Source organism: Microbacterium sp. 05N427 (assembly GCF_056397105.1).
This window is the reverse complement of the sequence record NZ_JBFTMT010000028.1, coordinates 1-22664: the sequence shown is the minus strand read 5'-3', so window position 1 is coordinate 22664 and position 22664 is coordinate 1. Positions and strand designations below refer to the sequence as shown.

Annotated in this window: 24 protein-coding genes, 1 tRNA gene and 1 pseudogene; 17 read left to right on the top strand and 9 right to left on the bottom strand. The window is 69.1% G+C overall.

Annotated features, from left to right (window positions below; genetic code table 11):
- Positions 1-140: 140 nt before the first annotated feature.
- Together AC1DG4_RS18775 and AC1DG4_RS18770 are read left to right on the top strand one after the other, a co-directional pair.
- Complete coding sequence (locus AC1DG4_RS18775) at positions 141-1193, top strand: hypothetical protein (protein WP_477376044.1); 1053 nt, start codon at positions 141-143, stop codon at positions 1191-1193.
- A 680-nt stretch (positions 1194-1873) separates the two neighbouring features.
- Positions 1874-1964, top strand: a tRNA-Ser gene (locus tag AC1DG4_RS18770).
- Between the two features lie 120 nt (positions 1965-2084).
- Here AC1DG4_RS18770 and AC1DG4_RS18765 read toward each other — a convergent pair.
- Positions 2085-2423: a Pycsar system effector family protein gene (locus tag AC1DG4_RS18765; protein WP_477376046.1), complete on the bottom strand. Its 339-nt coding sequence runs from the start codon at positions 2421-2423 to the stop codon at positions 2085-2087.
- Between the two features lie 625 nt (positions 2424-3048).
- Here AC1DG4_RS18765 and AC1DG4_RS18760 point away from each other — a divergent pair.
- The 3 genes from AC1DG4_RS18760 (at position 3049) to AC1DG4_RS18750 (ending at position 4652) form a co-directional block, all read left to right on the top strand.
- Complete coding sequence (locus tag AC1DG4_RS18760) at positions 3049-3591, top strand: DUF1643 domain-containing protein (protein ID WP_477376048.1); 543 nt, start codon at positions 3049-3051, stop codon at positions 3589-3591.
- Positions 3592-3792: 201 nt separating this feature from the next.
- Entirely contained in the window at positions 3793-4194 is a 402-nt protein-coding gene (locus AC1DG4_RS18755; RefSeq protein WP_477376050.1) for a hypothetical protein, read from the top strand.
- Entirely contained in the window at positions 4194-4652 is a 459-nt protein-coding gene (locus AC1DG4_RS18750) for a DUF2306 domain-containing protein (RefSeq protein ID WP_477376052.1), read from the top strand. The genes AC1DG4_RS18755 and AC1DG4_RS18750 overlap by 1 nt, the downstream gene beginning before the upstream one ends.
- 47 nt (positions 4653-4699) lie before the next feature.
- On the opposite strand, the gene AC1DG4_RS18745 is transcribed toward AC1DG4_RS18750, so the two are convergent.
- Positions 4700-6082, bottom strand: coding sequence for an isochorismate synthase (locus AC1DG4_RS18745; RefSeq protein ID WP_477376054.1), 1383 nt, complete (start codon positions 6080-6082; stop codon positions 4700-4702).
- A 74-nt stretch (positions 6083-6156) separates the two neighbouring features.
- On the opposite strand from AC1DG4_RS18745, the gene AC1DG4_RS18740 reads away from it, so the two are divergent.
- The 5 genes from AC1DG4_RS18740 (at position 6157) to AC1DG4_RS18720 (ending at position 11402) form a co-directional block, all read left to right on the top strand.
- The gene (locus AC1DG4_RS18740; RefSeq protein ID WP_477376056.1) at positions 6157-6804 is read left to right on the top strand and encodes a DUF402 domain-containing protein; all 648 of its coding nucleotides are present in this window, start codon (positions 6157-6159) and stop codon (positions 6802-6804) included.
- Positions 6805-6986: 182 nt separating this feature from the next.
- Positions 6987-7712, top strand: a complete 726-nt coding sequence (locus tag AC1DG4_RS18735; RefSeq protein ID WP_477376058.1) for a class I SAM-dependent methyltransferase — start codon at positions 6987-6989, stop codon at positions 7710-7712.
- A gap of 42 nt (positions 7713-7754) precedes the next feature.
- Positions 7755-8816, top strand: coding sequence for a polyprenyl synthetase family protein (locus AC1DG4_RS18730; protein ID WP_477376060.1), 1062 nt, complete (start codon positions 7755-7757; stop codon positions 8814-8816).
- A 25-nt stretch (positions 8817-8841) separates the two neighbouring features.
- Positions 8842-10215, top strand: coding sequence for an FAD-dependent oxidoreductase (locus tag AC1DG4_RS18725; protein WP_477376061.1), 1374 nt, complete (start codon positions 8842-8844; stop codon positions 10213-10215).
- Between the two features lie 143 nt (positions 10216-10358).
- Positions 10359-11402, top strand: coding sequence for an alpha/beta hydrolase (locus AC1DG4_RS18720; RefSeq protein WP_477376063.1), 1044 nt, complete (start codon positions 10359-10361; stop codon positions 11400-11402).
- 36 nt (positions 11403-11438) lie between these two features.
- Here the strand turns inward: AC1DG4_RS18720 and AC1DG4_RS18715 are convergent, their stop codons facing one another.
- The 5 genes from AC1DG4_RS18715 to AC1DG4_RS18695 form a co-directional block, all read right to left on the bottom strand.
- A complete protein-coding gene (locus tag AC1DG4_RS18715) occupies positions 11439-12074 on the bottom strand; it encodes a GntR family transcriptional regulator (protein WP_477376065.1) in 636 nt (211 codons plus the stop codon).
- Between the two features lie 187 nt (positions 12075-12261).
- Complete coding sequence (locus AC1DG4_RS18710) at positions 12262-12546, bottom strand: DUF1905 domain-containing protein (RefSeq protein WP_477421409.1); 285 nt, start codon at positions 12544-12546, stop codon at positions 12262-12264.
- Positions 12543-12950, bottom strand: a complete 408-nt coding sequence (locus AC1DG4_RS18705) for a VOC family protein (RefSeq protein WP_477376069.1) — start codon at positions 12948-12950, stop codon at positions 12543-12545. The genes AC1DG4_RS18710 and AC1DG4_RS18705 overlap by 4 nt, the downstream gene beginning before the upstream one ends.
- Positions 12951-13084: 134 nt before the next feature.
- Entirely contained in the window at positions 13085-13507 is a 423-nt protein-coding gene (locus AC1DG4_RS18700) for an SRPBCC family protein (RefSeq protein WP_477421414.1), read from the bottom strand.
- Positions 13508-13533: 26 nt separating this feature from the next.
- Entirely contained in the window at positions 13534-13857 is a 324-nt protein-coding gene (locus AC1DG4_RS18695) for a YciI family protein (protein WP_477376071.1), read from the bottom strand.
- A gap of 228 nt (positions 13858-14085) precedes the next feature.
- Here AC1DG4_RS18695 and AC1DG4_RS18690 point away from each other — a divergent pair, with 228 nt between their 5' ends.
- Complete coding sequence (locus AC1DG4_RS18690; protein ID WP_477376073.1) at positions 14086-14310, top strand: hypothetical protein; 225 nt, start codon at positions 14086-14088, stop codon at positions 14308-14310.
- Between the two features lie 62 nt (positions 14311-14372).
- Here the strand turns inward: AC1DG4_RS18690 and AC1DG4_RS18685 are convergent, their stop codons facing one another.
- Positions 14373-14861: a YajQ family cyclic di-GMP-binding protein gene (locus AC1DG4_RS18685; protein WP_477376075.1), complete on the bottom strand. Its 489-nt coding sequence runs from the start codon at positions 14859-14861 to the stop codon at positions 14373-14375.
- 25 nt (positions 14862-14886) lie between these two features.
- The gene (locus AC1DG4_RS18680) at positions 14887-15906 is read right to left on the bottom strand and encodes a LacI family DNA-binding transcriptional regulator (RefSeq protein WP_477376077.1); all 1020 of its coding nucleotides are present in this window, start codon (positions 15904-15906) and stop codon (positions 14887-14889) included.
- Positions 15907-16231: 325 nt separating this feature from the next.
- On the opposite strand from AC1DG4_RS18680, the gene AC1DG4_RS18675 reads away from it, so the two are divergent.
- The 6 genes and pseudogenes from AC1DG4_RS18675 to AC1DG4_RS18650 form a co-directional block, all read left to right on the top strand.
- Positions 16232-17476, top strand: coding sequence for a sugar ABC transporter substrate-binding protein (locus tag AC1DG4_RS18675; protein WP_477376079.1), 1245 nt, complete (start codon positions 16232-16234; stop codon positions 17474-17476).
- A gap of 87 nt (positions 17477-17563) precedes the next feature.
- The gene (locus tag AC1DG4_RS18670) at positions 17564-19180 is read left to right on the top strand and encodes an ABC transporter permease subunit (RefSeq protein WP_477376081.1); all 1617 of its coding nucleotides are present in this window, start codon (positions 17564-17566) and stop codon (positions 19178-19180) included.
- A gap of 1 nt (position 19181) precedes the next feature.
- Positions 19182-20108 carry a sugar ABC transporter permease gene (locus AC1DG4_RS18665; protein ID WP_477376083.1) on the top strand — a complete coding sequence of 309 codons (927 nt, stop codon included), beginning with the start codon at positions 19182-19184 and terminating at the stop codon, positions 20106-20108.
- A 97-nt stretch (positions 20109-20205) separates the two neighbouring features.
- Positions 20206-22098 carry a glycoside hydrolase family 13 protein gene (locus tag AC1DG4_RS18660; RefSeq protein ID WP_477376085.1) on the top strand — a complete coding sequence of 631 codons (1893 nt, stop codon included), beginning with the start codon at positions 20206-20208 and terminating at the stop codon, positions 22096-22098.
- Between the two features lie 101 nt (positions 22099-22199).
- Positions 22200-22340 (top strand): hypothetical protein, encoded by a 141-nt coding sequence (locus tag AC1DG4_RS18655; protein WP_477376087.1) that lies wholly within the window; start codon positions 22200-22202, stop codon positions 22338-22340.
- A gap of 123 nt (positions 22341-22463) precedes the next feature.
- Positions 22464-22664: pseudogene (locus AC1DG4_RS18650) on the top strand (hypothetical protein); the annotation flags it as partial.

Below are 22664 nucleotides of genomic sequence, written 5' to 3'. Positions count from 1 at the left end.
CCGGTTCCAGTGGCACCGACGTCACGTCCGAGCGTGCGTGCTCGGCGGCGGGGTGCGCGTCGGCCCGAGGTGCGGAGTGCGACAGGCACGGGATGCAACCGAGCAAGACCGTTCCGGGGAACCGCCCTACGCTTTCAGGCATGACCAACCCCCGCGGAGCGCTGCTGGTCGGCAGCGTGAACTACGACGATGCCGAGACCACGATGCGCACCGCCGCCGAGATTCTCGGGCCGCGACTGCGACGCATCCCCGACGGCGAGGTCGGCGTCCGATTCCACTGGATCATGTTCCAGCCCGATGTGCTCGGGAGCGCTCACGGGATCGAACGGGTCGGTGCCGAGCGGATCCCCTTCGGCGCGGGTCTCGACGCCCGGCCCCTACGGATCGCCGATGGCGTGGATGCGTCCGAGATCGCGCTGCCGCCGCTCGGCTACGCGTCCGCGGCGCTCGAGTCGTACGAGGTCTTCCGCCGGCTGCGCGCCGAGGGGGCGATCGCCGAGGGTGTGCGCTTCCAGGTGTCGCTGCCCACGCCGCTCGCCGTGATCTCGTCGTTCTTCGCGGGCGACGACCGTGCCGCGATCGAGCCGGTCTACACGGCGGCGCTCCTCGGCGAGCTCGAGGAGATCCTGGCCGCGATCCCGCCAGCCGACCTCGCGATCCAGTGGGACGTCGCGAGCGAGCTGGGCATCATCGAGCGCGCCGCCGGCTACGGCAAGGTGATGGAGGCGTGGTGGCCCGGTGACCCGTTCGACGGCCTCGTGGCGCGACTCGCGGCGCTCATCGACGCCGTCCCCTCGGGAGTCGAGGTCGGCGTGCACCTCTGCTACGGCGACGCCGCCGAGAAGCACTTCATCGAGCCGGCCGACGCCGGCACCCTGGTCCGCTACGCGAACGCCGCGGTGGCGGCATCCGAGCGCCCGCTGACCTGGCTGCACCTGCCCGTCCCGATCGAGCGCGATGACGACGCGTACTTCGCCCCGCTCGACGCGCTCGCGCTCGGCGACGGCGTCGAGCTGTACCTCGGCCTCGTGCACCGCGAGGACGGCGCCGAGGGCGCGGAGCGTCGAATCGCCGCAGCTTCCTCGCACGTCGCCGAGTTCGGCGTGGGCACCGAGTGCGGCATCGGACGCGCCCCCGCAGGATCCACCGAGGGCATCCTCCGCACTCACGCCGAGGTCGCCGCCGCCTGGTGATGTGCGCGGCCGGGGTGGGGGTGGGCTGTTCTGGTCTGGGCTGACCTCGCCGATTGCACCGGATCCTCGCGACGGCACGGGATCCTGCTGAGTCCACGGGTACCTGCTGAGTGCAGGGGATCCTGCTGAGTCCACGGGAAGTCGGCGTCGACAAACCGTGCGTTCGACGGGATCCGGTGCGCTCGGCGCGCTACGCAGGCGGCGGGATCTGCTCGGCGTCGACAAGCCGTGCACTCGCGTTGAGTGCACGGGATCCCGCCGACGGCACGGGATCCTGCCGAGCTCACGGGTAGCTTGCGTCGAGAACCCGTGCATTCGACTGGAAGCGTTGATGGCACGGATTCCTGCCGAGCTCACGGGAAGCCGACGTAGATGAGCGGTGAACTCGGCAGGATCCGGTGCGCTCGGAGTGCCGTGGATGCTGCGATCCGGTGCTGGCGACAAGCCGTGCACTCGGCGGGAGAACGTTGAGCGTACGGCATCCTGCCGAGTTCACGGGAAGCCGGCGTCGATAAGCCGTGCGCTCGGCAGCAACCGGTGCGCTCGGCGCTCTAGGCAGGCCGCCGGGCACGCCGCAGAGGCAGCCGGGTCCGACCCGTTCGGCGAGAGCGCGGGCGCGGCACGCCCGGGCGGCGCCGCTCGATTCGCGATCGATCCCGCCGTCGCGTAAGCTATTCCGCGGTGACGTGTCCGAGCGGCCGAAGGTGCAACTCTCGAAAAGTTGTGTAGGGTAACCCCCTACCGTGGGTTCAAATCCCACCGTCACCGCCAGATCAGGGCCCCGACTCTCCTAGAAAACACTGGGAAGTCGGGGCCTCTTTCTTTGCGGCTTTCCCCCGGCTCGGAATTCTCCCACCTTGCAGTCGTCTTGCGGGCACGGTCGCATTCCTTCTAGCGGCCGGCATCTCCCGGGGGCGGAAAGACTGAGTGCTCGTCCGCCGACCTCACGATCGGTGCAGAGTCGACACGCCCCAGATAGAGATCGTTGATCGCTTCGCCAGCGGCGCTGAGATCCTCCGGACGCGGCCCGGAATGCCTCCTCGGCAGTATCGCTCTCACCAGGAACGCCAGTGCGATGACCGCGGCGGGCAGCCAGGACATCCAGATGCCGATCGTGGTCCCGATGGAGGACCAGCCGAGCACCTTTGCCAGCACGAAGGTCACAACGCCGGCCACGATCAGAACGATCGCCACTTTAGCGAGGATTCGCCTGAGCAGATGCTGGTTCATTTCTTCACCCTCCTGCCGTGTAGCTGAACTCCAGTGTGCGTGTCAGCCGGGCGATTCATCAAGGCAACTTTCACCCCTGGCCGGGCGCGCCGTGCTGGCCGCCGTCCGGCAGGGGAGGACGGTGTGCTCCCCAGCTTCTACCGCGGCAGTGACTCCGCCCAGCATCGCCTCGAGTGTCCGCAAGAACTCGTCGGTGCGCTCGGCGAAGGGGCGGAGTATCGAGAGCCTTGGATGTTCGACGGATAGTGAAGACGGTGGCCCGGCGCGTAGTGTGAGCGCGTGGTTGACGACTGGCGGTTGAAGGGACAAGAGTCTTATCTCGCTGGTCGATCGTTGCGTTACGCCCGGTGGACGCCATATCGCCCCGGTTGGGACCATGACCATTGCGACTTCTGCTCTGCAGAGATTTCTGACGGCCACGCAGGCAACGCCGATTTCACTGAGGCGTGGGTGACAGCGGACGACAATTACACGTGGGTGTGCCCGAAATGCTTCGGTGACTTCCGTGTGCGATTCGGTTGGATCGTTCCGGAGGGATGAACTGTCGCTGGGGGGGCGCCTTCTCGCTAAGCCCTGCTCTTTCGCATCCGTCATCGGCGTCCGTGCGCCTGGGATAGTCGAGACCATGACAATGGATACCGACGTCGCCGAAGAGCAATGGATCTACGAGCGTGCAGCCGACGGGTCAGCCAGGTTCGCTCTGGGCACCATTGGGCAGAGCCCTCTGATCTGCTTCGGGATCAACCCGAGCACCGCGGTGCCGGGGGCGCCGGACCCGACGATCAAGCGGCTGATCCGATTCGCTGCAGACAACGGGTTTGACAGCTGGATGATGCTGAACGTCTACCCGCAGATCTCCACGGACCCGCGAGGCCTCGATCGCGAGCACCGCGCGGAGCTGAAGCTCGAGAACGAGCGCAACATCGCTGAGCTCCTCGACGGCCGGCAGGCAATGCTGCTTACGGCGTGGGGCGCTCTGATCGAGACGCGAGGGTATCTGCCGGCTCTACTGCAGGACATCGTCGCGATCACGAAGGCGGCCGGCAGCAGCTGGTTGTCGCTGGGGGAGCCGACGAAGCACGGGCACCCTCGACACCCCCTCTATGTGAAGAGCGACGCGCCGCTGCGTCCGTTCCACGTCGACGAGTACCTTCGACGGCTCGGCTGAGGGCGCTCGCAACGCGATCGCGTGGGTCCTGGTGCGAATGAGAAGTGGCCTCAGCGATCGCAGCAGATGGTGCATTTGACGACACGCGCCGCATCCTTCATATTCATGGGCAGTATGCCTTCTCACGATCACAGCGCCATCGCGCCTGCACGTTTCACGAAGACGCCGACGACTCGACGCCTTCGGCTCGCAGGCTGGCTGATGCTCCTCCAGGGAGCTCTCATGGAGGGCGGCACGTTCCTCGGGTTCGTCGTCCTCGCCACCTTGGGAGTCTCGCAGCAGGCGGTTGGCGAGCATTTCTCGTTCATCGTCCCGTTCTTCCAAGATCACCTGTACCTCATGATGATCATGAGCGGAATCTTCGGCGCGCTCCGCGTGACCGGCGCAATCGGCGTCCTCAAGAACCGCCTCTGGGGCTACGCTCTCTCGCTCATCAACTGCTCCGTCACGCTTGCACTGATGCTGTTCATGCTCCCCGCCGGCATCGTAGATGGACTACTCTCCGGCACCGCACTCGTGCTTCTCTTGATGGCACGATACGGAACCGCGGCAATCACGCCAGCCCCGTCCCGAGATTCATGCGCGTGTAGAGACGCTGCTTGATGTCTCCGTGGACACCGCTGATCTTTCTCCACGCGGTTGCAGCGACTGTCGCGCTCCTGATCGGGGGAGTTCAGCTCTTTCGCCGCAAGGGAGACCGGCCGCACCGACTTCTTGGGCGCATCTGGGTCGTCTCCATGGCGATCGCGCTACTGACTTCGTTCGGGGTTCTGACGATCACGGGCGGCTTCGGCATCCTGCATGGGCTCTCGCTCTTCACCGCCTGCACGATCACCATCGGTGTCGTCCAGGCACGACGCAGCAAGATCCGCTCACACCGTGCGTTCATGATCGGCTCCTACTTCGGGTTGCTGGGCGCCTTCATCGGTGTCGTGGCTGTGCCGACTCGGCGCATCCCAACGCTCGCCGTGCACCAACCGCTCCTGCTTGTGCTTTTTGTCGCGGTGGTCGTGGCGGCAACGGCAGCGACCGCCATCGGCATCGTTCGATTCCGCCGTTAGCCGTCAGCGGGCCGGCGAACAGAAGAACAGGAACGGCCCGGCCCCGCTCAGGCGAGCGCGTCGACGATCGGGCGGAACTTCACCCGGGTCTCCAGCAGCTCCGCCTCGGGGTCGCTGCCGGCGACGATCCCCGCGCCCGCATAGGCGGTGAGCGGAATCGGCGCTCCGGATCCGGATCCGGCCACGTCGAACTGCGCGCACCGCAGCGCGATCGCCCACTCGCCGTTGCCGTGCGCGTCGATCCAGCCCACGGGGCCGGCGTAGCGTCCCCGGTCGAAGGGCTCGAGCTCGCGGATCGCCGCGATCGCGGCATCGGTCGGGGTGCCGGCCACGGCGGCCGTCGGGTGCAGTGCGGCGGCGAGGTCGAGGGCGGAGGCGCCGTCGCTGAGGCGCGCGCGCACATCGGTCGCCAAGTGGAACAGGTTCGGCAGCTCGAGGATGAACGGCCCGCCCTCCGCGTCGAGCGCGGTCGTGTGCGGGGCGAGCGAGGCCACGACGCTGCGCACGGCAAACGCGTGCTCGTCGTTGTCCTTGGGACTGTCGGCGAGTGACGCGGCGGCGCGGGCGTCGGTCACCGCGTCGGCACCGCGCGCGGCCGTGCCGGCCAGCACCCGGGCAGTCACCACGCCGTCCTGCGCGGTGACGAGCGTCTCCGGGCTCGCGCCGATGAGGCCGTCCACGGCGAAGGCCCACGTGTCCGGGTACTCGGTGCTGAGCGCGCGCACCAGACGGCGCAGGTCGGATCCGGCCGGCACCGTGCCGACGAGATCGCGCGCGAGCACGACCTTGCCGTACCTGGCGTCGGCGATCGCGGCGAGCGCCTGGCGCACCGAGGCCTGGTAGCCCTGCGCGGTCTGCGCGCCGGGGCCGAGCGTGCCGGCCCAGTGCGGCCCGAGGGCGGTGGGCGCCGGGATGCCGTCCGCGAGCAGTCCGCCCGCGAATCCAGCGGCGTCGTCGTCGGTCCCATCGCCCGAAACCGCGGGCGCATCGACCGATCCGCCGGCATCGACCGGTCCGCCGGCATCGACCGGTCCGCCGGCATCGACCGATCCGCCGGCATCGACGATCCGCGTGATCCACGTGCGTCCGCCGTGCCGGCCGATCACGGTGCGCGGCACGATGAGCACGCTGTCCGCGGCGGAGGTCTCGTCGAAGACCAGTGCGGCGAACGCGACGAGGCCGGTGCCCGGTAGCCGCACCGCGTCGTCGATGCGCGCGGAGGAGCGGATCCCGTCCCAGGCGCGGCTGAGGGCGGTGGTGCGAGGTTCCCCGCCGGCGGCGACCCGGACGACCGTGGCGGTCTCGGATCCGACCGCGACGATCCCGTCGCCGCGGCGCAGCCATGCTCGCGGATCCACCGGATCCGCGTAGGCGAGCAGGTCGTCGGCGAGGTCGAACTCTCGCGTCTGAACGACCAGGCCGGCACTCACGGATCCAGCCTATTGCGTGCCGGAAGCGCCGCCGTGCCCCGGGAAGCGTCAGGGGTGCGCCATAGAGTGGCACCGTGACCCCAGAGCGCCTCGCCTTCGGAACCGAGATCGTCTTCCAATGGCGAAAGTGGGACGGATCCCCGCACTGGCGTCATGAATGCGTCTACCTCGGAACCGACGAGTGGGGCCACTGGGTGGGCCAGCCCGGCGGATGGGGGAGTGCGCGCCCCGGCCGCTCCTTCACGGCGCACGGCCCCAACGTCACCCTCGTGGCGCCGAGCGGCGACTACGCCCTCACGGTGAACCGCGACCACCCCGAAGGGATGCGGATCTACATCGACCTCGCCTGGGATCTGCGCTCCGCGAACCCTGCGGAACAGGAACATCCTTCAAGGGACTTCGTCGACGCGCCCGCTGGCGCCGCCGAGCACGACGCGCAGTCAGGGGCGGTGCCCGTGCTCTTCACCGGCATCGACATGGACCTCGACGTCGTGCGGATCGAGGGAGAGCGCGGCACCTGGATCGACGACGAGGACGAGTGGGACGAGCATCGCGTGCAGTACGGCTACCCCGCCGACGTGCAGCGGCATCTGGAAGCCCTCGCCGCCGACCTCGAGCAGCGGGTGCGCGCCCAGCTGCCGCCGTTCGACGACGCCACGGCCGACGCGTGGCTGGACCGGCTCGAGGCGCTCGCCCTCCCCCCGCGCACAGAGCGCCCATAGCGCTTCACCATTCCGCGTCGTCCCCGTGAGCGCACGCTATAGGCCGCGCTCACGGGGACGACTCGGAAATAGGGGCGCTCCACGGGGAGACTCTCAAACGCGGGGGCGCTCCACGGGGAGACTCTCAAACGCGGGGGAGCTCCACGGGGAGACTCCGAATGAGAGCCGCGTAGGCTGGACGGGTGAGTGCGAACGAGCAGCCGAACCGCGCAGACCTCGGCAAGGATCCCTCCCGCGTGAGCGGGATGTTCGACCAGGTCGCGGCCGGCTACGACCGCACCAACACCGTGATGACGGTCGGCAACGACGCGCTCTGGCGTGCGGCGACGACCCGCGCCGTCGCGCCCAGGAAGGGCGAGCGGATCCTCGATCTCGGGGCCGGTACCGCCTCGTCCTCTGCCGCGCTCGCGCGGAGCGGCGCAGACGTGGTCGCCGCAGACTTCTCGCCGGGCATGCTCGCCGAGGGGAAGCGACGGCACGGCGACCTTCCGAACCTCAGCTTCGTCGAGGCGGACGCGACCGCCCTCCCGTTCGACGATGACTCCTTCGATGCGGTGACGATGTCGTACAGCCTCCGCAACGTGCAGGATCCGAAGAAGGCCATCGCCGAGCTGTTCCGGGTCACCAAGCCCGGCGGGCGGGTCGTGATCAACGAGTTCTCCACACCGCCGGCCAAGCTGCTGCGCGGCTTCTACAAGCTCTACAACGCGCAGGTGCTGCCGCGCGTGGCCCGTCTGGCCGGCACGAACAGCGAGGCCTACGACTACCTCAACGAGTCGATCAGCGCCTGGCCCGATCAGCGCACGCTCGCGAGCTGGCTGCGCGAGGCGGGCTGGATCGACGTCGCCTGGCGCAATCTGTCCTTCGGGATCGTGGCGCTGCACCGCGCGCGCAAGCCGAAGGCGTGACCCGGCACCGGACACGGTTCGCGCCCAGGTAGGCTGGACGACGTGACTTCGAGCCCCGCCGCCACGGGTTCGCGCCTCGCGAGCCGTCTCGGTTTCAGCGACCGCGTGTTCGTCGGCCCCGCCGCGCGCAAGCTCGCCCGCGAGGTCGAGGCGGGTCTCGACCTGGTCGAAGAGGGACTCGCCGTCGACCTGCGCGTCGCCGACTCGATCGCGGACGCCCCGAGCCGCTACCTCTATGAGGCCGGAGGCAAGCGCGTGCGCCCTGTGCTGTCGCTACTCACGGCGCAGCTCGGCGCCGGAAACGTGCCAGCGGTGATCGACATCGCGAAGGCGCTGGAGATGACGCACCTCGGCTCGCTGTACCACGACGACGTCATGGACGGCGCGGACCGTCGCCGCGGTGTGCCGGCCGCGCAGACCGTGTGGGGCAACAACATCGCGATCCTCACCGGCGACATCCTGTTCTCCCGCGCGAGTCAGCTCATGTCGCGCCACGGCGACCGTGCGATCCGGCTGCAGGCCGACACGTTCGAGCGCCTCGTGCTCGGGCAGATGCACGAGACCGTCGGCCCGCAGGAGGGCGACGACCCTGTCGAGTTCTACATCCAGGTGCTCGCCGACAAGACCGGATCTCTCATCGCCGCATCCACGCAGGCCGGGGCGATCTTCTCCGGCGCGCCCGCCGAGTACGAGGAGCCGCTGCGCAACTACGGCGAGAAGGTCGGCGTGGCCTTCCAGCTGCTCGACGACGTGATCGACCTCTCCGCGAAGCCCGAGGACACCGGCAAGGTGCCGGGGACGGACCTGCGCGCGGGCGTCCCGACCATGCCCTCCCTGCTGCTCAGCGTCGAGACGGATCCGGAATCCAGAGCTCTCGCTGCGGAGATCGACGCCGGCGTGCAGCGGATCGCCGAGGGCGAGGATCCGGCGATCCTCGACGACGCCCTCGCCCGCCTCCGCGACCACGTTGTCACCCGGAAGACCCTCGACCTCGCCCGCAGCTGGACCCAGGGCGCGATCGACGAGCTCGCCGTGCTGCCCAAGGGGCCCGTGCGCGAGGCGCTGACCCGGTTCGCGGAGTCGCTCGCGGACCGCAGCAGCTGACGTCCTGCTGCCGAAAGGAACCACCATGACCAAGCTCAGGCTTGCCATCGTCGGAGCCGGCCCCGCCGGCATCTACGCCGCCGACCTCCTGTTGAAGGCCGAGCGGCGCTTCGACGTCTCCATCGACCTCTTCGAACAGCTGCCCGCGCCCTACGGCCTGGTCCGCTACGGCGTCGCGCCAGACCACCCGCGCATCAAGGGCATCATCACGGCCCTGCGCGACGTGCTGGACCGCGGCGACATCCGCCTGTTCGGCAACGTGAACTTCGGCACAGACATCACGCTCGAGGATCTGAAGCGGCACTACAACGCGGTGATCTTCGCGACCGGCGCCCGGCGCGACACCGGCATGGACATCCCGGGGATCGACGCCGTCGGATGCTACGGCGCCGCCGATTACGTGAGCTGGTTCGACGGGCACCCCGACGTGCCGCGCGAGTGGCCGCTGGACGCCGCCTCCGTGGCCGTCATCGGCAACGGCAACGTGGCGCTCGACGTGTCGCGCATGCTCGCCAAGCACGCCGAGGACCTGCTGGTCACGGAGGTGCCGGCGAACGTCTACGAGGGCATGAAGGCCAGTGCCGTCACCGATGTGCACGTGTTCGGCCGCCGGGGACCCGCGCAGGTGAAGTTCACTCCGCTCGAGCTGCGCGAGCTCGGCGAGCTGCGCGACGTCGACATGGTCGTCTACGACGAGGACTTCGACTACGACGACGCGTCCCGCGACGCGATCGCCAGCAACAAGCAGGTCATGGTCATCGACCGGGTGCTGCAGGCCTGGCGCAAGCGGGACTCGGTGAACAACGCCGGGGGGTCCGCGTCGCGTCGTCTGCATCTGCACTTCTGGGCGCGCCCCGTGGAGGTCCGCTCCGATGAGAACGGCCGGGTCGCCGCCCTCGTCTACGAGCGCACGAAGCCGGACGGCACGGGTGGCGCGGTCGGCACGGGAGAGCTGCGCGAGGTGCCGATCCAGGCGCTGTACCGCGCGGTCGGCTACTTCGGCTCGCCGCTGGACGGCGTGCCGTTCGACAAGAAGCACGGGGTGATCCCGAACCGCGAGGGCCAGGTGCTCGCGAAGGACTCCAACCAGCGGGTGCCGGGCATCTACGCCACGGGCTGGATCAAGCGCGGTCCGGTCGGCCTCATCGGGCACACCAAGTCGGACGCGATGGAGACGATCCGTCACGTGATCAACGACCAGGGCTCGTGGTGGCAGCCGGAGGATCCGTCCGAAGAGGCGATCCCCGCACTGCTCGCCGAGCGCGGCGTGCGCTGGACCGACCTCGACGGCTGGCACCGGCTGGACGAGCACGAGATGGCGCTCGGCGCTCCCGAGGAGCGCGTCCGCATCAAGCTCGTGCCCCGCGAGGACATGGTCCGCGTCTCGCGCGGGGAGTGACGCCCCCGGCCGAACCCGGTCCCTGAGCGAGCGGAAACCGGTCCCTGAGCGACCCGAACCCGGTCCCTGAGCGAGCCGAAGGCGAGACGAAGGGCGTCCGGGGCACCGTGAGCACCCCGGGGCAACCCGGATACCCTGGACCCATGAGCCGCTCCGACCCCGCCGCGTGGACGGCTGACGTGCTCGGCGACGAGTTCGAGCAGCTCACGCTGCCGCTCGGATCCGACGACGAGGGAGAGGTCGTCGCGACCCTGGTGCGAGCGCTGCCGCAGCGCACCGCATGGCAGCGGCTGTTCGGAGACGGCCGGCAGCTCGCTGACACCGATGTGCTGTACGTGCACGGCTGGTCGGACTACTTCTTCCAGAAGCGGCTGGCACGGTTCTGGACCGGCCGCGGCGCCCGGTTCTTCGCCCTGGATCTGCGCAAGTACGGACGGAGCCTGCGCGAGTACCAGACCCCGGGCTACATCGGGAGCCTCGCCGACTACGACCAGGACATCGCGGCGGCGCTCGCCGCCATGCAGGCGGGCTCCGATGCGGTCGGTCGCAGGCTGGTGCTGCTCGGCCACTCCACGGGAGGGTTGATCCTGAGCCTGTGGGCCGCACGGAACCCCGGCGTCGCCTCGGCGGTGATCCTGAACAGCCCGTGGCTGGAGTTCCAGCTGTCGCGCTTCACGCGCGAGACGATCACACCGCTCGTGGGGCTGCGCGCCAAGTACCGTCCGCTCGACCGGGCCCCGCAGGTCGACCTCGGCTACTACACCCGGGCCCAGCAGGAGGCCGCCGACGGGGCGGATCCCATGGACGTGAACCTCGCCTGGCGGCCGGCGCAGACGATGGCCGTGCACGCCGGGTGGCTGCACGCGATCCTGGCCGGGCATGCGACGATCGCCGCGGGTATCGCGATCGGCGTTCCGGTGTGCGTGCTGCTCTCGGCGCGCAGCGCCGTGCCGACGGCCTGGTCGGATGACCTCACCCGCGCGGACAGCGTGCTGGTCGTCGACGACATCGCCCGCGCCGCGCTGAAGCTCGGCCCCTCGGTCACGATCGAGCGCATCGACGGCGCCCTGCACGACGTGTTCCTGTCCCGGCATGAGGCCCGCGAGGAGGCCTACGCCCGGCTCGGGCACTGGGTCGACGGCTGGGCCGCCGCGGATCGTGCCGCCCGGCGCACGTCGCCGGCCTGACCGCCCGCCCGGATCCGGATCCGGATCCGCCCGGAATCACTCCACGAGGTGCATGGCGCGCATGAGATGCTCCGCGGAGTGCCCGTCGCCGGCGAGGATCGCCTCGGCCAGGGCGGCGTGACGTGCGCGCATGACGTCGCGCTGCGAGGCGTCGACGGACCACGGTCGCAGGTTGCGGGACAGCGGCATGCTCGTCTCGTCCAGGACGGAGCTGAGGATCTCGTTGTCGCACCGCTCGGCCAGATAGTGCAGGAGCGCCCAGCGCTCCGCCGAGAGCGCGGCCGGATCGTCGAGGCCGTCGTCGAGGGCGCGAGCCAGGGCCGCTGCCTCCTCGCGCTCGGCGGCGCTCAGCCGAGGTACGGCGATCGCCGCGACCGCCCCGCCGACGTAGCCCGCGTACTCCAGGGTCTTCGCCGTGAGCTCGGGCGGAACCTCTGTCACCTGCGTGTACCGGCTCGGATACATCTCGACCAGGCCGACCCGCTCGAGTCGCTGCAGCGCCTCGCGGATCGGCATTCGCGAGACGCCGAACTTCTCGGCCAGATCCGCATCCCGGATGCGCGATCCCGCCGGCAGCGTGCCGTCGATGATCGACGCACCGACCTGCTGATACACCTCTTCCGCGAGGAGCTGTTTCGTCGCCCCCAGCGGCGACCGTACTACGCCAGTCAACGGACCGCGTTCGCCCATCACTACCCCCAAGTAGTTACCCCAGAACAGCACTATCTCACTGGGAGAGGGCAAACCCAAATACCGGTATCGAAGTGATGAACGAGCCGTGCATTCCGCGACATCGAGCGGTGTTTCCGCGACGTTCCGGCCGGGCGGGACCGGAACAGCGCTCGGGGGGAGGCGAGGGTCAGCTGCGCCGGCGGGTGAGGTGCACGGCGACGTCGTCGCCCTCCGCCTTGCCGATCGCCCGGCGGATCGCGCTCGAGACCGGCAGCTTGTGCGTGCCATCGCCCAGGGCCATGAAGGCGCCGTCGAACGGGTGCCCGTCGACGGTTCCGGACACCTTCACGAGCCCTCGGGTGCCGAAGATCGTCGCCGAGTCCRGCAGCTGCACGCAGATCCAGGTGTCGCCCTCGCGGACGCGCCCGAGCGTGGCGGTGAAGGCGATGTCCACAGGCCCGATCGTGCTCATGACGCGATCCTCCCATCAGCGCCGGGATCCGCCGCAGGATCCACGCCCGTGATCGAGAACGCGTTGCCGTCCGGGTCGCGGAACGCGAACATCGCCGGCACCCCTGGCCACCGCAGGATCTCGTCGACCTCGATGCCCTCGGCGAGCATCGCGGCGTGGGCGGCGTCGACGTCGTCCGAGGTGAACCGGATCCCGATCGGTCCGCGGTGGACGTCCGGATCCGCCGGCTCCAGCGTGAGGATCACGTTCCCTCGCCCGGGGGCCAGCTCGATCCAGCGGCCGTTCGGTATGGGCGCGTCGCGCAGGACCGCGAAGCCGAGCCGACGATAGAAGCGCAGGGCGTCGTCCTGGTCGTTCACCGGGATGCTGACGGTGCGGACTCCGGTGATGTGCGTGCTGTCCATGAGTGTCCCTTTCCGGATCGGAGGTTCCGTTCAGAAGGGTGACGATCGAGGAGGCGCGCGATCGACATGCCGCCGACGCGAATCGCCCTGCCTCTCCGAAGAGAAGCAGCGGCGATTCGCGTCGCTCGGGCGCCCTAGGGCTGCGACATCGTCTCGATGACGCGCTTGGCGTTCACGAGTTGCGAGACCTCGTCCGCCATGGTCGTGCGGATCGTTCTGGTCATCAGGCGCATGAGCCCCGTCGGCTCGGCCATGAGCGCGAACGTCACGACGGACGACGACCCGCTCCTGAGGATCGAGTACACACCACGAGGCCGAAGCGGGCCTGCGGTCACTTCGAACTCGATCCGTCCCGGCCTCTCCGCGTGCACGATCCGGTAATCCCCCCGAACGGTGCGTCCGCCCGGGCCGGCGAGTGTCTGCTCGTACTCCGCGCCGGTCTGGCCGGCCGTGCCGGTACGGAGGCTGATCGACCGGATCGCTGAGCGCCACAGCGGGCCGTTCAGGCCGTCCGCGAGGAAGTCGTAGACGACGAGCGGAGGTTGTTCGATCCGTATCGTGCGATCGGCGCTCAGTACCGCGTTCAGTTCATCCCCGGGGTCGCGAGCAGCTCGAGGGCCTCGATCGTGCCACCCCAGGCAAGGTGGGGGTGCCCCTCGAACAGCGCCTTCAGCGCGTCGAGGGTGTCGGCCTGCATGATCGAGTACCCGCCGATGAACGTCGTCGCGCCGGGATCCGCTCCATCGACGGTCTGCGTCGGGGCGCCCAGGTCGATGATCGCATCGCCCGCGCGGCCGGCCCACTCCATCCATGCCTTCATGCCTTCAGCGGCTTGCTCCGCATCCGGGTTCTGCATCTGCTCGGCGGCCGAAACGTTCGACCGGTACAGCACCAGGTACTTGCTCATGATTGTCTCCCCAAACGTGCTCACCGCACGGTCCATCCGTGGCCGGCGACAACGTCCCCACCACGGATCGTGCGTGAGAATTCTATGAACTGGCTCTGTACGCGCGCGCGGATGGCTCCGCCGCTGAAACATGCGCCCGACCGGCGTAATGGAACGGGAGAGATCGCGTCTGAGTGCTGTGGAGGGGAATGCTCTCCGGTCGAGCGCGCGGAGCACGGGGAGAGCAGCATGACGGTACTGGAAGAGGTCGAGGCACTCGGGGGCGGTCGGCGCTCGGGGTCGACGGATCCGTCGTTCGCGGTGCAGACGATCCTCGCGACCGCGGCCATCATCGGCGTCAACCTGATCGGTGCGGGCGTCGTCGCGCTCGCCGTGGTCGGCGGAGGAGGGCTTGTCGGTCAGCTGTTCGGCCCCAGCCTGGTCGCTCTGGGGCGAGCGCTCGGGCTGAGCTAGGCGGCGGGCAGCCGGCGAAGCAGCGCGATGCCGTCAGGACGCAGCGGCCACTGCAGTGTCCTTTACCGGAAGTTGATGAACTGCAGATCGAGATCCAGGTCGGATCCCTTGAGCAGCGCGATCACGGTCTGCAGGTCGTCACGGCTCTTGGACTGCACGCGCAGCTCGTCGCCCTGGATCTGCGACTTCACGGACTTCGGGCCCTCGTCGCGGATGATCTTGCCGATCTTCTTCGCGTTCTCGGAGCTGATGCCCTCCTTGAGGGTCGACTCCAGGCGGAACTCCTTGCCGCTCGCGGCGGGCTCGCCGGACTCCAGGCTCTTGAGCGAGATACCGCGCTTGATGAGCTTGGTCTGGAACACGTCCAGCACCGCCCGCACACGCTCGTCCGTGTTCGCCAGGATCACGATCTTCTCGCCGCTCCACGCGATCGACGCGCCGACCCCCTTGAAGTCGTAGCGCTGCTCGATCTCCTTGCGGGCCTGGTTGAGGGCGTTGTCCGCCTCCTGGCGATCCACCTTGGACACGATGTCGAATGAGCTGTCAGCCATACAGGCAGTGTATCGAGCGGGGCAGTCAGGCGGTCTCGTGCACGGCGCCGCCCGGGCGCGCCGTCGAAGAACGGACCACGAACCGCGGGGTGAGCGTGCGGTGCTCGGGCTCCGCGCCCGGGTTGTCGAGCTGGGCGAGCAGCAGATGCGCGGCGAGACGGCCCTGGCCGGCAGGATCCTGCGCGAGGGTGGTCAGCCCGAAGAACGCAGAGAGCTTGTGGTCGTCGATGCCGACGACGGACAGGTCGTCAGGGACGCGCAGGCCCAGGTCGCGTGCGGCGAGCATGCAGCCGATCCCGATCTCGTCGCTCGCGGCGAAGATCGCGGTCGGCCGGTCGTGCGCGAGCAGCGCTTTGGCGGCCGCGTACCCGGAGGGGATGTCGAAGTCCGCCTCCCAGAACCCGGTCTCCTCGACCTGGAGCCCCGCCGCCCGCATCGCCGACAGCCAGCCGTCGTACCGCGCGTCGCCGAGCTGGAACGCGCTCGCGATCGTCCGCCCCGCCCCGACGTAGGCGATCCGAGTGTGCCCGAGCGAGAGCAGGTGCTCGGTGGCGAGGGTCGCCATCCGTGCGTTGTCGACGTCGACCGCGGTCGCGCCCTCGATGTATCCGCCGATGCTGACCACGGGCTTGCCGAGCGCCCGCAGCGCGCGGACCTCGTCGGGCGTCAGCTCGATGCTCGCGGCGATCAGGCCGTCGATGCTCGCGCGGCGCAGCGAACTGGCGAACACCTGGTCGCGCTGGGAGTCATTGCCCTGCAGGTCGTACAGGGTCACGTCGTACCCCTGGCTGAGCAGCACGGACTCGATGCCCGTGAGCAGGTCGGTGAAGAACCAGCGGTCGATGAACGGCACCATGAAGCCGATCTGCCGGGTGCGCCCCGAGGCGAGCCCGGAGGCGTTCGACGAGATCACGTAGCCGAGCTCCGCCGCCGCAGCCAGGACTTTCTCCCGCGTCGCGGGCGAAGCGGTCTTCCCGTTCAGGGCGCGCGAGACCGTGGCGGTGGAAACGCCGGCGAGACGCGCCACATCGGCGATGTCAGCCACGAGGCCTCCTGGGGAGTCGGGTCAAGGAAGGGTACCGGTCCCACCCGGCGGGCGTTGGCCGCAGGAGAGATCTGTGGTGTTCGTTCGGATCATTGTTGTAAACGCTTCCGTGCGGTGCAAGTCAGAGTCGTTTCCGCCTGCACGCCAATGGAGACAAGGGATCGTCGCGGCTCTGATGGCGGGGGGAGGCGTGAGTGAGGGTTGCGCGATCGGGATCGGATCCGCATACTGTAAACGCTTGCGTTCTGGCAGGCGGGGCGCGCGCCGATCCGGCGCACGATCGGAGCCGATCGCGCTCCCACATAGCACCGAGAGAGGTACACCGATGAAGGTGAACAGGAAGAGCGTCGTCGCGTTCGGCGCACTCCTCGTGGCCGGCGCACTGGCGCTGACCGGCTGCGGCGGCAGCGGCAGCGGCAGCGGCAACGGATCGTCCGCGGGCGGCGACAAGACCACGAGCTCGCTCACGGTCTGGGTCGACTCCAACCGCGCGGCCGCGATGAAGCAGGTCGCCGCCGACTTCAAGAAGGACAAGGGCATCACCATCAACCTGGTGGTCAAGGACTTCGGCAAGATCCGCGACGACTTCACCGCCCAGGTCCCCACCGGGAAGGGCCCCGACATCACGATCGGCGCGCACGACTGGATCGGGTCCTTCGTCAAGGACGGCCTGGTCGCCCCGATCGAGCTGGGCGACTCCGCGTCGAAGTTCGAGAAGGTCGCGATCTCGGCCGTCACCTACGACAGCAAGGTCTACGGCCTGCCCTACGCGATCGAGAACATCGCAATCCTGCGCAACACCGCCCTCGCGGACGCCACCCCCGCCACCTACGAGGAGATGATCGCGAAGGGCAAGGCCGCGGGCACCAAGTACCCGTTCCTGATCGGACTCGACGCCGCGACGGGCGACGCGTACCACACCTACCCCTTCGAGACGTCCTTCGGCGGCCAGGTCTTCGCGCAGAACACGGACGGCAGCTACGACGCCAAGAAGCTCACGATCGGCGATGAGTCGGGTCAGAAGTTCGCCGCCTGGCTGGGCGCGCAGGGCGCGGCCGGCATCTTCAACCCCGGTCTGACCGGAGACCTCGCCAAGGCCGCGTTCAACGCGGGCGAGGCCCCGTACTTCATCAGCGGGCCGTGGAACCTGCCCGACGCCGAGAAGGCCGGCATCAAGGTCTCCGTCGACCCCATCCCGAGCGCCGGCGGCCAGGAGGCCCGTCCGTTCGCCGGCGTGCAGGCGTTCTTCGTGAACGCGAAGTCGAAGAACACCCTCGCCGCCAACGAGTTCCTGGTGAACTACCTCGCCACCCCCGCCGTGCAGACCGCGCTGTACAAGGCCGGAGGACGTCCGCCGGCACTGACCGAGTCGTTCCAGGCCGCGCAGTCCGACCCGGCCGTGGCCGGTTTCGCCAAGGTCGGCGCGAACGCCGTGCCGATGCCCTCGGTGCCCGAGATGGGCTCCGTGTGGGACGACTGGGGCAAGTCCGAGGTCGCGATCATCAAGGGCGCGGACCCGGCGAGCACCTGGACCACCATGGCCCAGGCGATCCAGACGAAGATCGGCTGACCCGGTCCAGAACCCGGTGCGGGGAGGCGCGCGATCGCGCCGCCTCCCCGCACCACCGCCCGCGGACGACGTTGTGAAGGGGTCGAGATGACGGGTCCTGCCGTGCAGGAGAAGACGGCCGTGTCCGCCGAGGACAGGGCCAGGAGCCGCCGCCAGCGCCGCGCCGCGGCCTATGCCGAGGCCGCATCGGCCGGCTGGAAGGTGTGGCTGGTCAAGATCGTCGCGCTCGCGGTGATCGACGCCCTCGCGCTGTACGCCGTGTTCGCGCTCGCCGTGAACGCGCAGTGGACCCCGGCCGTGGTGGTCGCCGTCGGCGTCCTCGCGATCAACGCGGTCTACCTCATCCCCGGTCTCCTGCCCGCGAAGTACCTCACGCCGGGCCTCGTATTCCTGCTGATCTTCCAGATCTTCGTGGTGCTCTACTCCGGATACGTCGCCTTCACCAATTACGGATCCGGGCACAACTCCACCAAGGACGACGCGGTCCAGGCGCTGCTGCTGCAGTCGCAGACCCGCGTCGCCGACTCTCCGACGTTCTCCGTGAAGGTCCTCGAGAAGGACGGGAAGTTCTTCTTCCTCACCACCGAGCCCGGCAGCGCCGCGCCGCTCATCGGCGGTGCCGATCGCCCGCTCTCCACCGAGCCCGGCATCACCGCCGACGGAGCGCCCGGCTTCACGACCCTCGACTTCCCGAGCGTGATCGCCCACCAGGACGACATCGCCGCCCTCGCCGTGCCGCTCTCGCACGATCTGAACGAGGGCTATCTCAAGACCACCGACGGATCCAAGGCGTACCTGTTCACCTCGACGCTGAGGTGGGATCCGAAGGCCGACACGATGACCGACACCAAGACCGGGGTCGTCTACAGCGACACCGGTCATGGTGCATTCACCGCGAAGGACGGCAAGGCACTGCTGCCCGGCTGGCAGGTCTGGGTCGGCATGGACAACTTCGTCCGCGCCTTCTCGGACCAGTCCATCCGCGGCCCGTTCTTCGCCGTGCTGGTGTGGACGTTCGCATTCGCGATCCTCTCGGTCGCGACGACGTTCATCCTCGGCCTCTTCCTGGCGATCGTGTTCAACGATCCGAAGATGCGCAGCCGCAAGTACTACCGGCTGATCATGATCCTGCCGTACGCGTTCCCCGCGTTCCTGTCCGCGCTGGTCTGGGCAGGTCTGTTCAACAAGGACTTCGGCTTCATCAATCAGGTGGTGCTCGGCGGCGCATCCATCCCGTGGCTCACGGATCCGTGGCTCGCCAAGGGGGCGATCCTCATCGCGAACCTGTGGCTCGGCTTCCCGTACATGTTCCTCGTGACCACCGGTGCGCTGCAGTCGTTGCCCGATGATGTCGTCGAGGCCGCGCGAGTGGACGGGGCGAGCGTGTGGCAGACGTTCCGGCTCATCAAGTTCCCGCTGCTGCTCGTGGCGGTGGCTCCGCTGCTCATCGCGTCGTTCGCCTTCAACTTCAACAATTTCGGGCTCATCTTCCTGCTCACGAACGGCGGCCCGCAGTTCACCGGCGCGAGCATCAACGTGGGATCCACGGATCTGCTCATCTCGATGGTCTACAAGGTCGCCTTCGTCGGCTCCGAGCGGGACTACGGCCTCGCCAGCGCCTTCTCGATCATCATCTTCGTGCTCGTCGCCGCGATCTCCCTGATCGGATTCCGGCAGACCAAGGTGCTGGAGGATCTGAACTGACATGACCGACATCGCATCGACCTCCTCGCCGACCGCGACCTCGGCGCTGCTCGCCGCTCCGGCGCCGCGCGCCCGTCGTCCGTTCGGCCGCTGGTTCCGGGAGACCGGCTGGCGCCACATCATCGGCATCGTGATGCTCGTGTTCGCCGGCTTCCCGCTGGTGTACGTGCTGTCCGCCTCGCTGAACCCCGGCGGCACGCTGCTCAGCACGAACGGACTGTTCTCGAAGATCAGCCTGGACAACTACGTGCAGCTGTTCCAGGATCCGTCCCGCCCCTACGGCGCCTGGTTCCTGAACACGATCTTCATCGGCGTGCTCGCCTCGGTGTCCAGCGTGTTCCTGTGTGCGCTCGCTGCATATGCCTTCTCGCGCATGCGCTTCCGCGGACGCCGCACGGGGCTCATGACCCTGCTGCTCGTGCAGATGTTCCCGCAGCTGCTGGCGATCGTGGCGATCTTCCTGCTCATGTCGGCGATCGGCGACATCTTCCCGGCGCTCGGCCTGAACTCGCAGATCGGCCTGATCCTCGTATATCTCGGCGGCGCGCTGGGTGCGAACACATTCCTGATGTACGGCTTCTTCAACACGATCCCCGCGTCGATCGACGAGGCGGCGAAGATCGATGGGGCGGGTCACGCGCGGATCTTCTTCACGATCACCCTGCGCCTGGTCGCGCCCATCCTCGCGGTGGTCGGGCTGCTCGCGTTCATCGGCATCACGGGCGACTTCCTGATCGCATCCACCGTGCTGATCTCCCCGGAGAAGCAGACGCTCGCGGTCGGCCTCTACCAGTACGTCTCGACCGACGCGAAGAACTATGCGGTGTTCGCGGCGGGTGCCGTGCTGGCGGCGATCCTGCCGATGATCCTGTTCCTCTCGCTGCAGAAGTACATCGTCGGCGGGCTCACCGCCGGTAGCGTGAAGTAGCGATCCTCGAACCACAACTCAAGGGCTCTGTCACGGCACCGGTCGTGCAACCACGTCGACTCCCGGCGGGCTGCCGCCGCACCCGGAAAGGCCTGACATGACCGCTCTCCTCCCGCACCACGACGGATCCCCGCTGCACGTCTCCGACGACGCCCCCGCCCTCGGCGACGTCGTCCGAGTGCGACTGCGCGTGCCCGCCGGCTACGGTCCGCTCGCGGCCGTCCGCACCCGCTCCAACCCCGACCACGAGCCCGAGTGGACCGACGCCGAGCGGATCGGCGGCGCCGACGGCTGGGACTGGTGGGAGGCGCCGGTCACCGTCCGCAACCCGCGGCACGGGTATCGCTTCCTGCTGCAGCACGAGGACGGCCGGATCGAGTGGCTGAACCAGACCGGCCTCCACGGTCTGGAGACGCTCGACGCCGAGGACTTCGCACTCGTGGCCGAGCCCGCGCCTCCCGCCTGGCTGCACGAGTCGGTGATGTACCAGGTGTTCCCCGATCGCTTCGCCCGTTCCGCGCAGGCCGACGAGCACCCGACCCCGGACTGGGCGATCCCCGCGGACTGGGACACGCCCGTCGACCCTGTCATGCCCGGCCGCGCGCACCAGTTCTACGGGGGAGACCTCCCCGGTATCACAGAGCACCTGGACCACCTCGTCGAACTCGGCGTCAACCTGCTGTACCTGACGCCGGTGTTCCCCGCCGCGTCCAATCACCGCTACGACGCCTCGAGCTTCCTCCGCGTCGACCCGCTGCTGGGCGGTGACGAGGCATATGCGCGCCTCATCCAGGAGGCGCATGCCCGCGGTATCAAGGTGATCGGCGACCTGACCAGCAACCACTCGGGCGACCGCCACGAGTGGTTCCGCGCGGCGTTCGGGAATCCCGGAGCCCCCGAGGAGGGGTTCTACTACTTCACGAACGACGACAACACCGAGTACGAGTGCTGGCTGGGCGCGCGGAGCCTGCCCAAGTTCGACTGGGCCAGCGAGGAACTGCGCGAACGCTTCATCACGGGCGAGGATTCGGCCGTGGCGCGGTGGCTCAAGCCCCCCTACGGCGCGGACGGCTGGCGCGTCGACGTCGCGAACATGACGGGGCGCCTCGGGTCCATCGACCTGAACGCCGACGTGCGGCGGCTGCTGCGCGACACGGTGCGGGCGATCAACCCGGACGCGATCCTGCTCGGGGAGTCGACGAACGACGCCACGAGCGACCTGCAGGGCGACGGGTGGGACGGCGCGATGACGTACCCGTCGTTCACCCGCCCGGTGTGGGCCTGGCTCAGCGAGCCGAACGGGGAGCCGTATCTCACCGCGGAGGGGGAGGAGCGCACCGAGAGCTGGTTCTTCGGCATGCAGACCGGAGGGATCCCGCGCTACACGGCGCGCGACGTCGTCGACTCGATGGCCCGGTTCACCGGAGGGATCCCCTGGCGGGTGCGGCTCGGCAACATGCAGCCGCTGGACACGCACGACACCGCACGGTTCGCCACGAACGCCGCGCCCGGCACCGTGCCGGTCGCCGTCGGGCTCTCGATGACGCTGCCGGGCCTGCCCGTGGTGTTCGCCGGCGACGAGTTCGGGCTGACCGGCGTGGACGGCGAGGCCAGCCGCACGCCGATCCCGTGGGGGTCCGAGGGACAGCCGGAGACCGCGGAGCGGATCGCGCTCTACCGCGATCTCGTCCAATTGCGCCGCGCGCATCCCGTGCTCGGCACGGGCGGGCTGCGCTGGCTCCACGTCGACGACGAGTGCCTCGTGTTCGTGCGGGAGTCGGCATCCGAGACCGTCCTGGTGCTCGCGGCCCGCGGAGACGTCGACATCGAACTTCCGCCCGGGGCGCTGCCCGGGGCGACGGCCGCCGAGGCCCTGTTCGGCGATGCGATGTTCGCGGTGGCCGAGGGCGGCGCCGTCGCGCTCGCCGCGGAGGGGCCGGCGTTCGCCGCGTGGGCGCTGCCCGGCGTGGTCGCCCCCGACGCCGCCTGAGCGCTCCGGCAGGGTACCCCGACGCCCGCTGAGGGCGCCGGGGAAGACTCTCCGCCGCGCGCCGCCCGTGCCAGGGTGCTCCGCGCTCGTACCCTCGGGGTATGGCACGGATCGGGGGGCGCAACACCGGGATCGCGTGGCTCGCCGGCGTCGTCTGCGCCGGGGTCATCGCGGGGCTCGTGTATCTCGCCGCGCCCATGGGGCCGGTGATGGTGAACTACCTCACCGGGCTGCTGCGATAGCGACGCGGATCCGCCCGTGAAGCGGATCCGGATCAGGCATCCGCACTTTTCCGGCAGGTCTCCGCGACGGTGTCCCACCTCGGAGATAACCTCGGATCACCGTATCCGTATGGAGGAGCTCATATGAGTGACCACGAGGTTTCGAAGCCGGCGCCGGCGCACGACGTCGACGACGCCGTGGCCGCCGCGCCCGAGACCGACGCCCAGAGCGTCGACACCCCGGCCGCGCCCGCGGAGACCGCCGACGTGCAGCCGGCCCCGGCCGAAGCCGCCGAGACGCAGGCTCCGGCCGCCGACGCGGCGTCCCAGGGCGCCGTCGAGGAC

Coding starts and splice junctions, on each gene's coding strand:
- AC1DG4_RS18695 (WP_477376071.1), bottom strand. CDS start 13,857: ATGAGCAAGTACCTGGTGCTGTACCGGTCGAACGTTTCGGCCGCCGAG.
- AC1DG4_RS18665 (WP_477376083.1), top strand. CDS start 19,182: ATGACCGACATCGCATCGACCTCCTCGCCGACCGCGACCTCGGCGCTG.
- AC1DG4_RS18755 (WP_477376050.1), top strand. CDS start 3,793: ATGCTCCTCCAGGGAGCTCTCATGGAGGGCGGCACGTTCCTCGGGTTC.
- AC1DG4_RS18690 (WP_477376073.1), top strand. CDS start 14,086: ATGACGGTACTGGAAGAGGTCGAGGCACTCGGGGGCGGTCGGCGCTCG.
- AC1DG4_RS18675 (WP_477376079.1), top strand. CDS start 16,232: ATGAAGGTGAACAGGAAGAGCGTCGTCGCGTTCGGCGCACTCCTCGTG.
- AC1DG4_RS18720 (WP_477376063.1), top strand. CDS start 10,359: ATGAGCCGCTCCGACCCCGCCGCGTGGACGGCTGACGTGCTCGGCGAC.
- AC1DG4_RS18655 (WP_477376087.1), top strand. CDS start 22,200: ATGGCACGGATCGGGGGGCGCAACACCGGGATCGCGTGGCTCGCCGGC.
- AC1DG4_RS18670 (WP_477376081.1), top strand. CDS start 17,564: ATGACGGGTCCTGCCGTGCAGGAGAAGACGGCCGTGTCCGCCGAGGAC.
- AC1DG4_RS18750 (WP_477376052.1), top strand. CDS start 4,194: ATGTCTCCGTGGACACCGCTGATCTTTCTCCACGCGGTTGCAGCGACT.
- AC1DG4_RS18685 (WP_477376075.1), bottom strand. CDS start 14,861: ATGGCTGACAGCTCATTCGACATCGTGTCCAAGGTGGATCGCCAGGAG.
- AC1DG4_RS18725 (WP_477376061.1), top strand. CDS start 8,842: ATGACCAAGCTCAGGCTTGCCATCGTCGGAGCCGGCCCCGCCGGCATC.
- AC1DG4_RS18765 (WP_477376046.1), bottom strand. CDS start 2,423: ATGAACCAGCATCTGCTCAGGCGAATCCTCGCTAAAGTGGCGATCGTT.
- AC1DG4_RS18660 (WP_477376085.1), top strand. CDS start 20,206: ATGACCGCTCTCCTCCCGCACCACGACGGATCCCCGCTGCACGTCTCC.
- AC1DG4_RS18705 (WP_477376069.1), bottom strand. CDS start 12,950: ATGGACAGCACGCACATCACCGGAGTCCGCACCGTCAGCATCCCGGTG.
- AC1DG4_RS18775 (WP_477376044.1), top strand. CDS start 141: ATGACCAACCCCCGCGGAGCGCTGCTGGTCGGCAGCGTGAACTACGAC.
- AC1DG4_RS18760 (WP_477376048.1), top strand. CDS start 3,049: ATGACAATGGATACCGACGTCGCCGAAGAGCAATGGATCTACGAGCGT.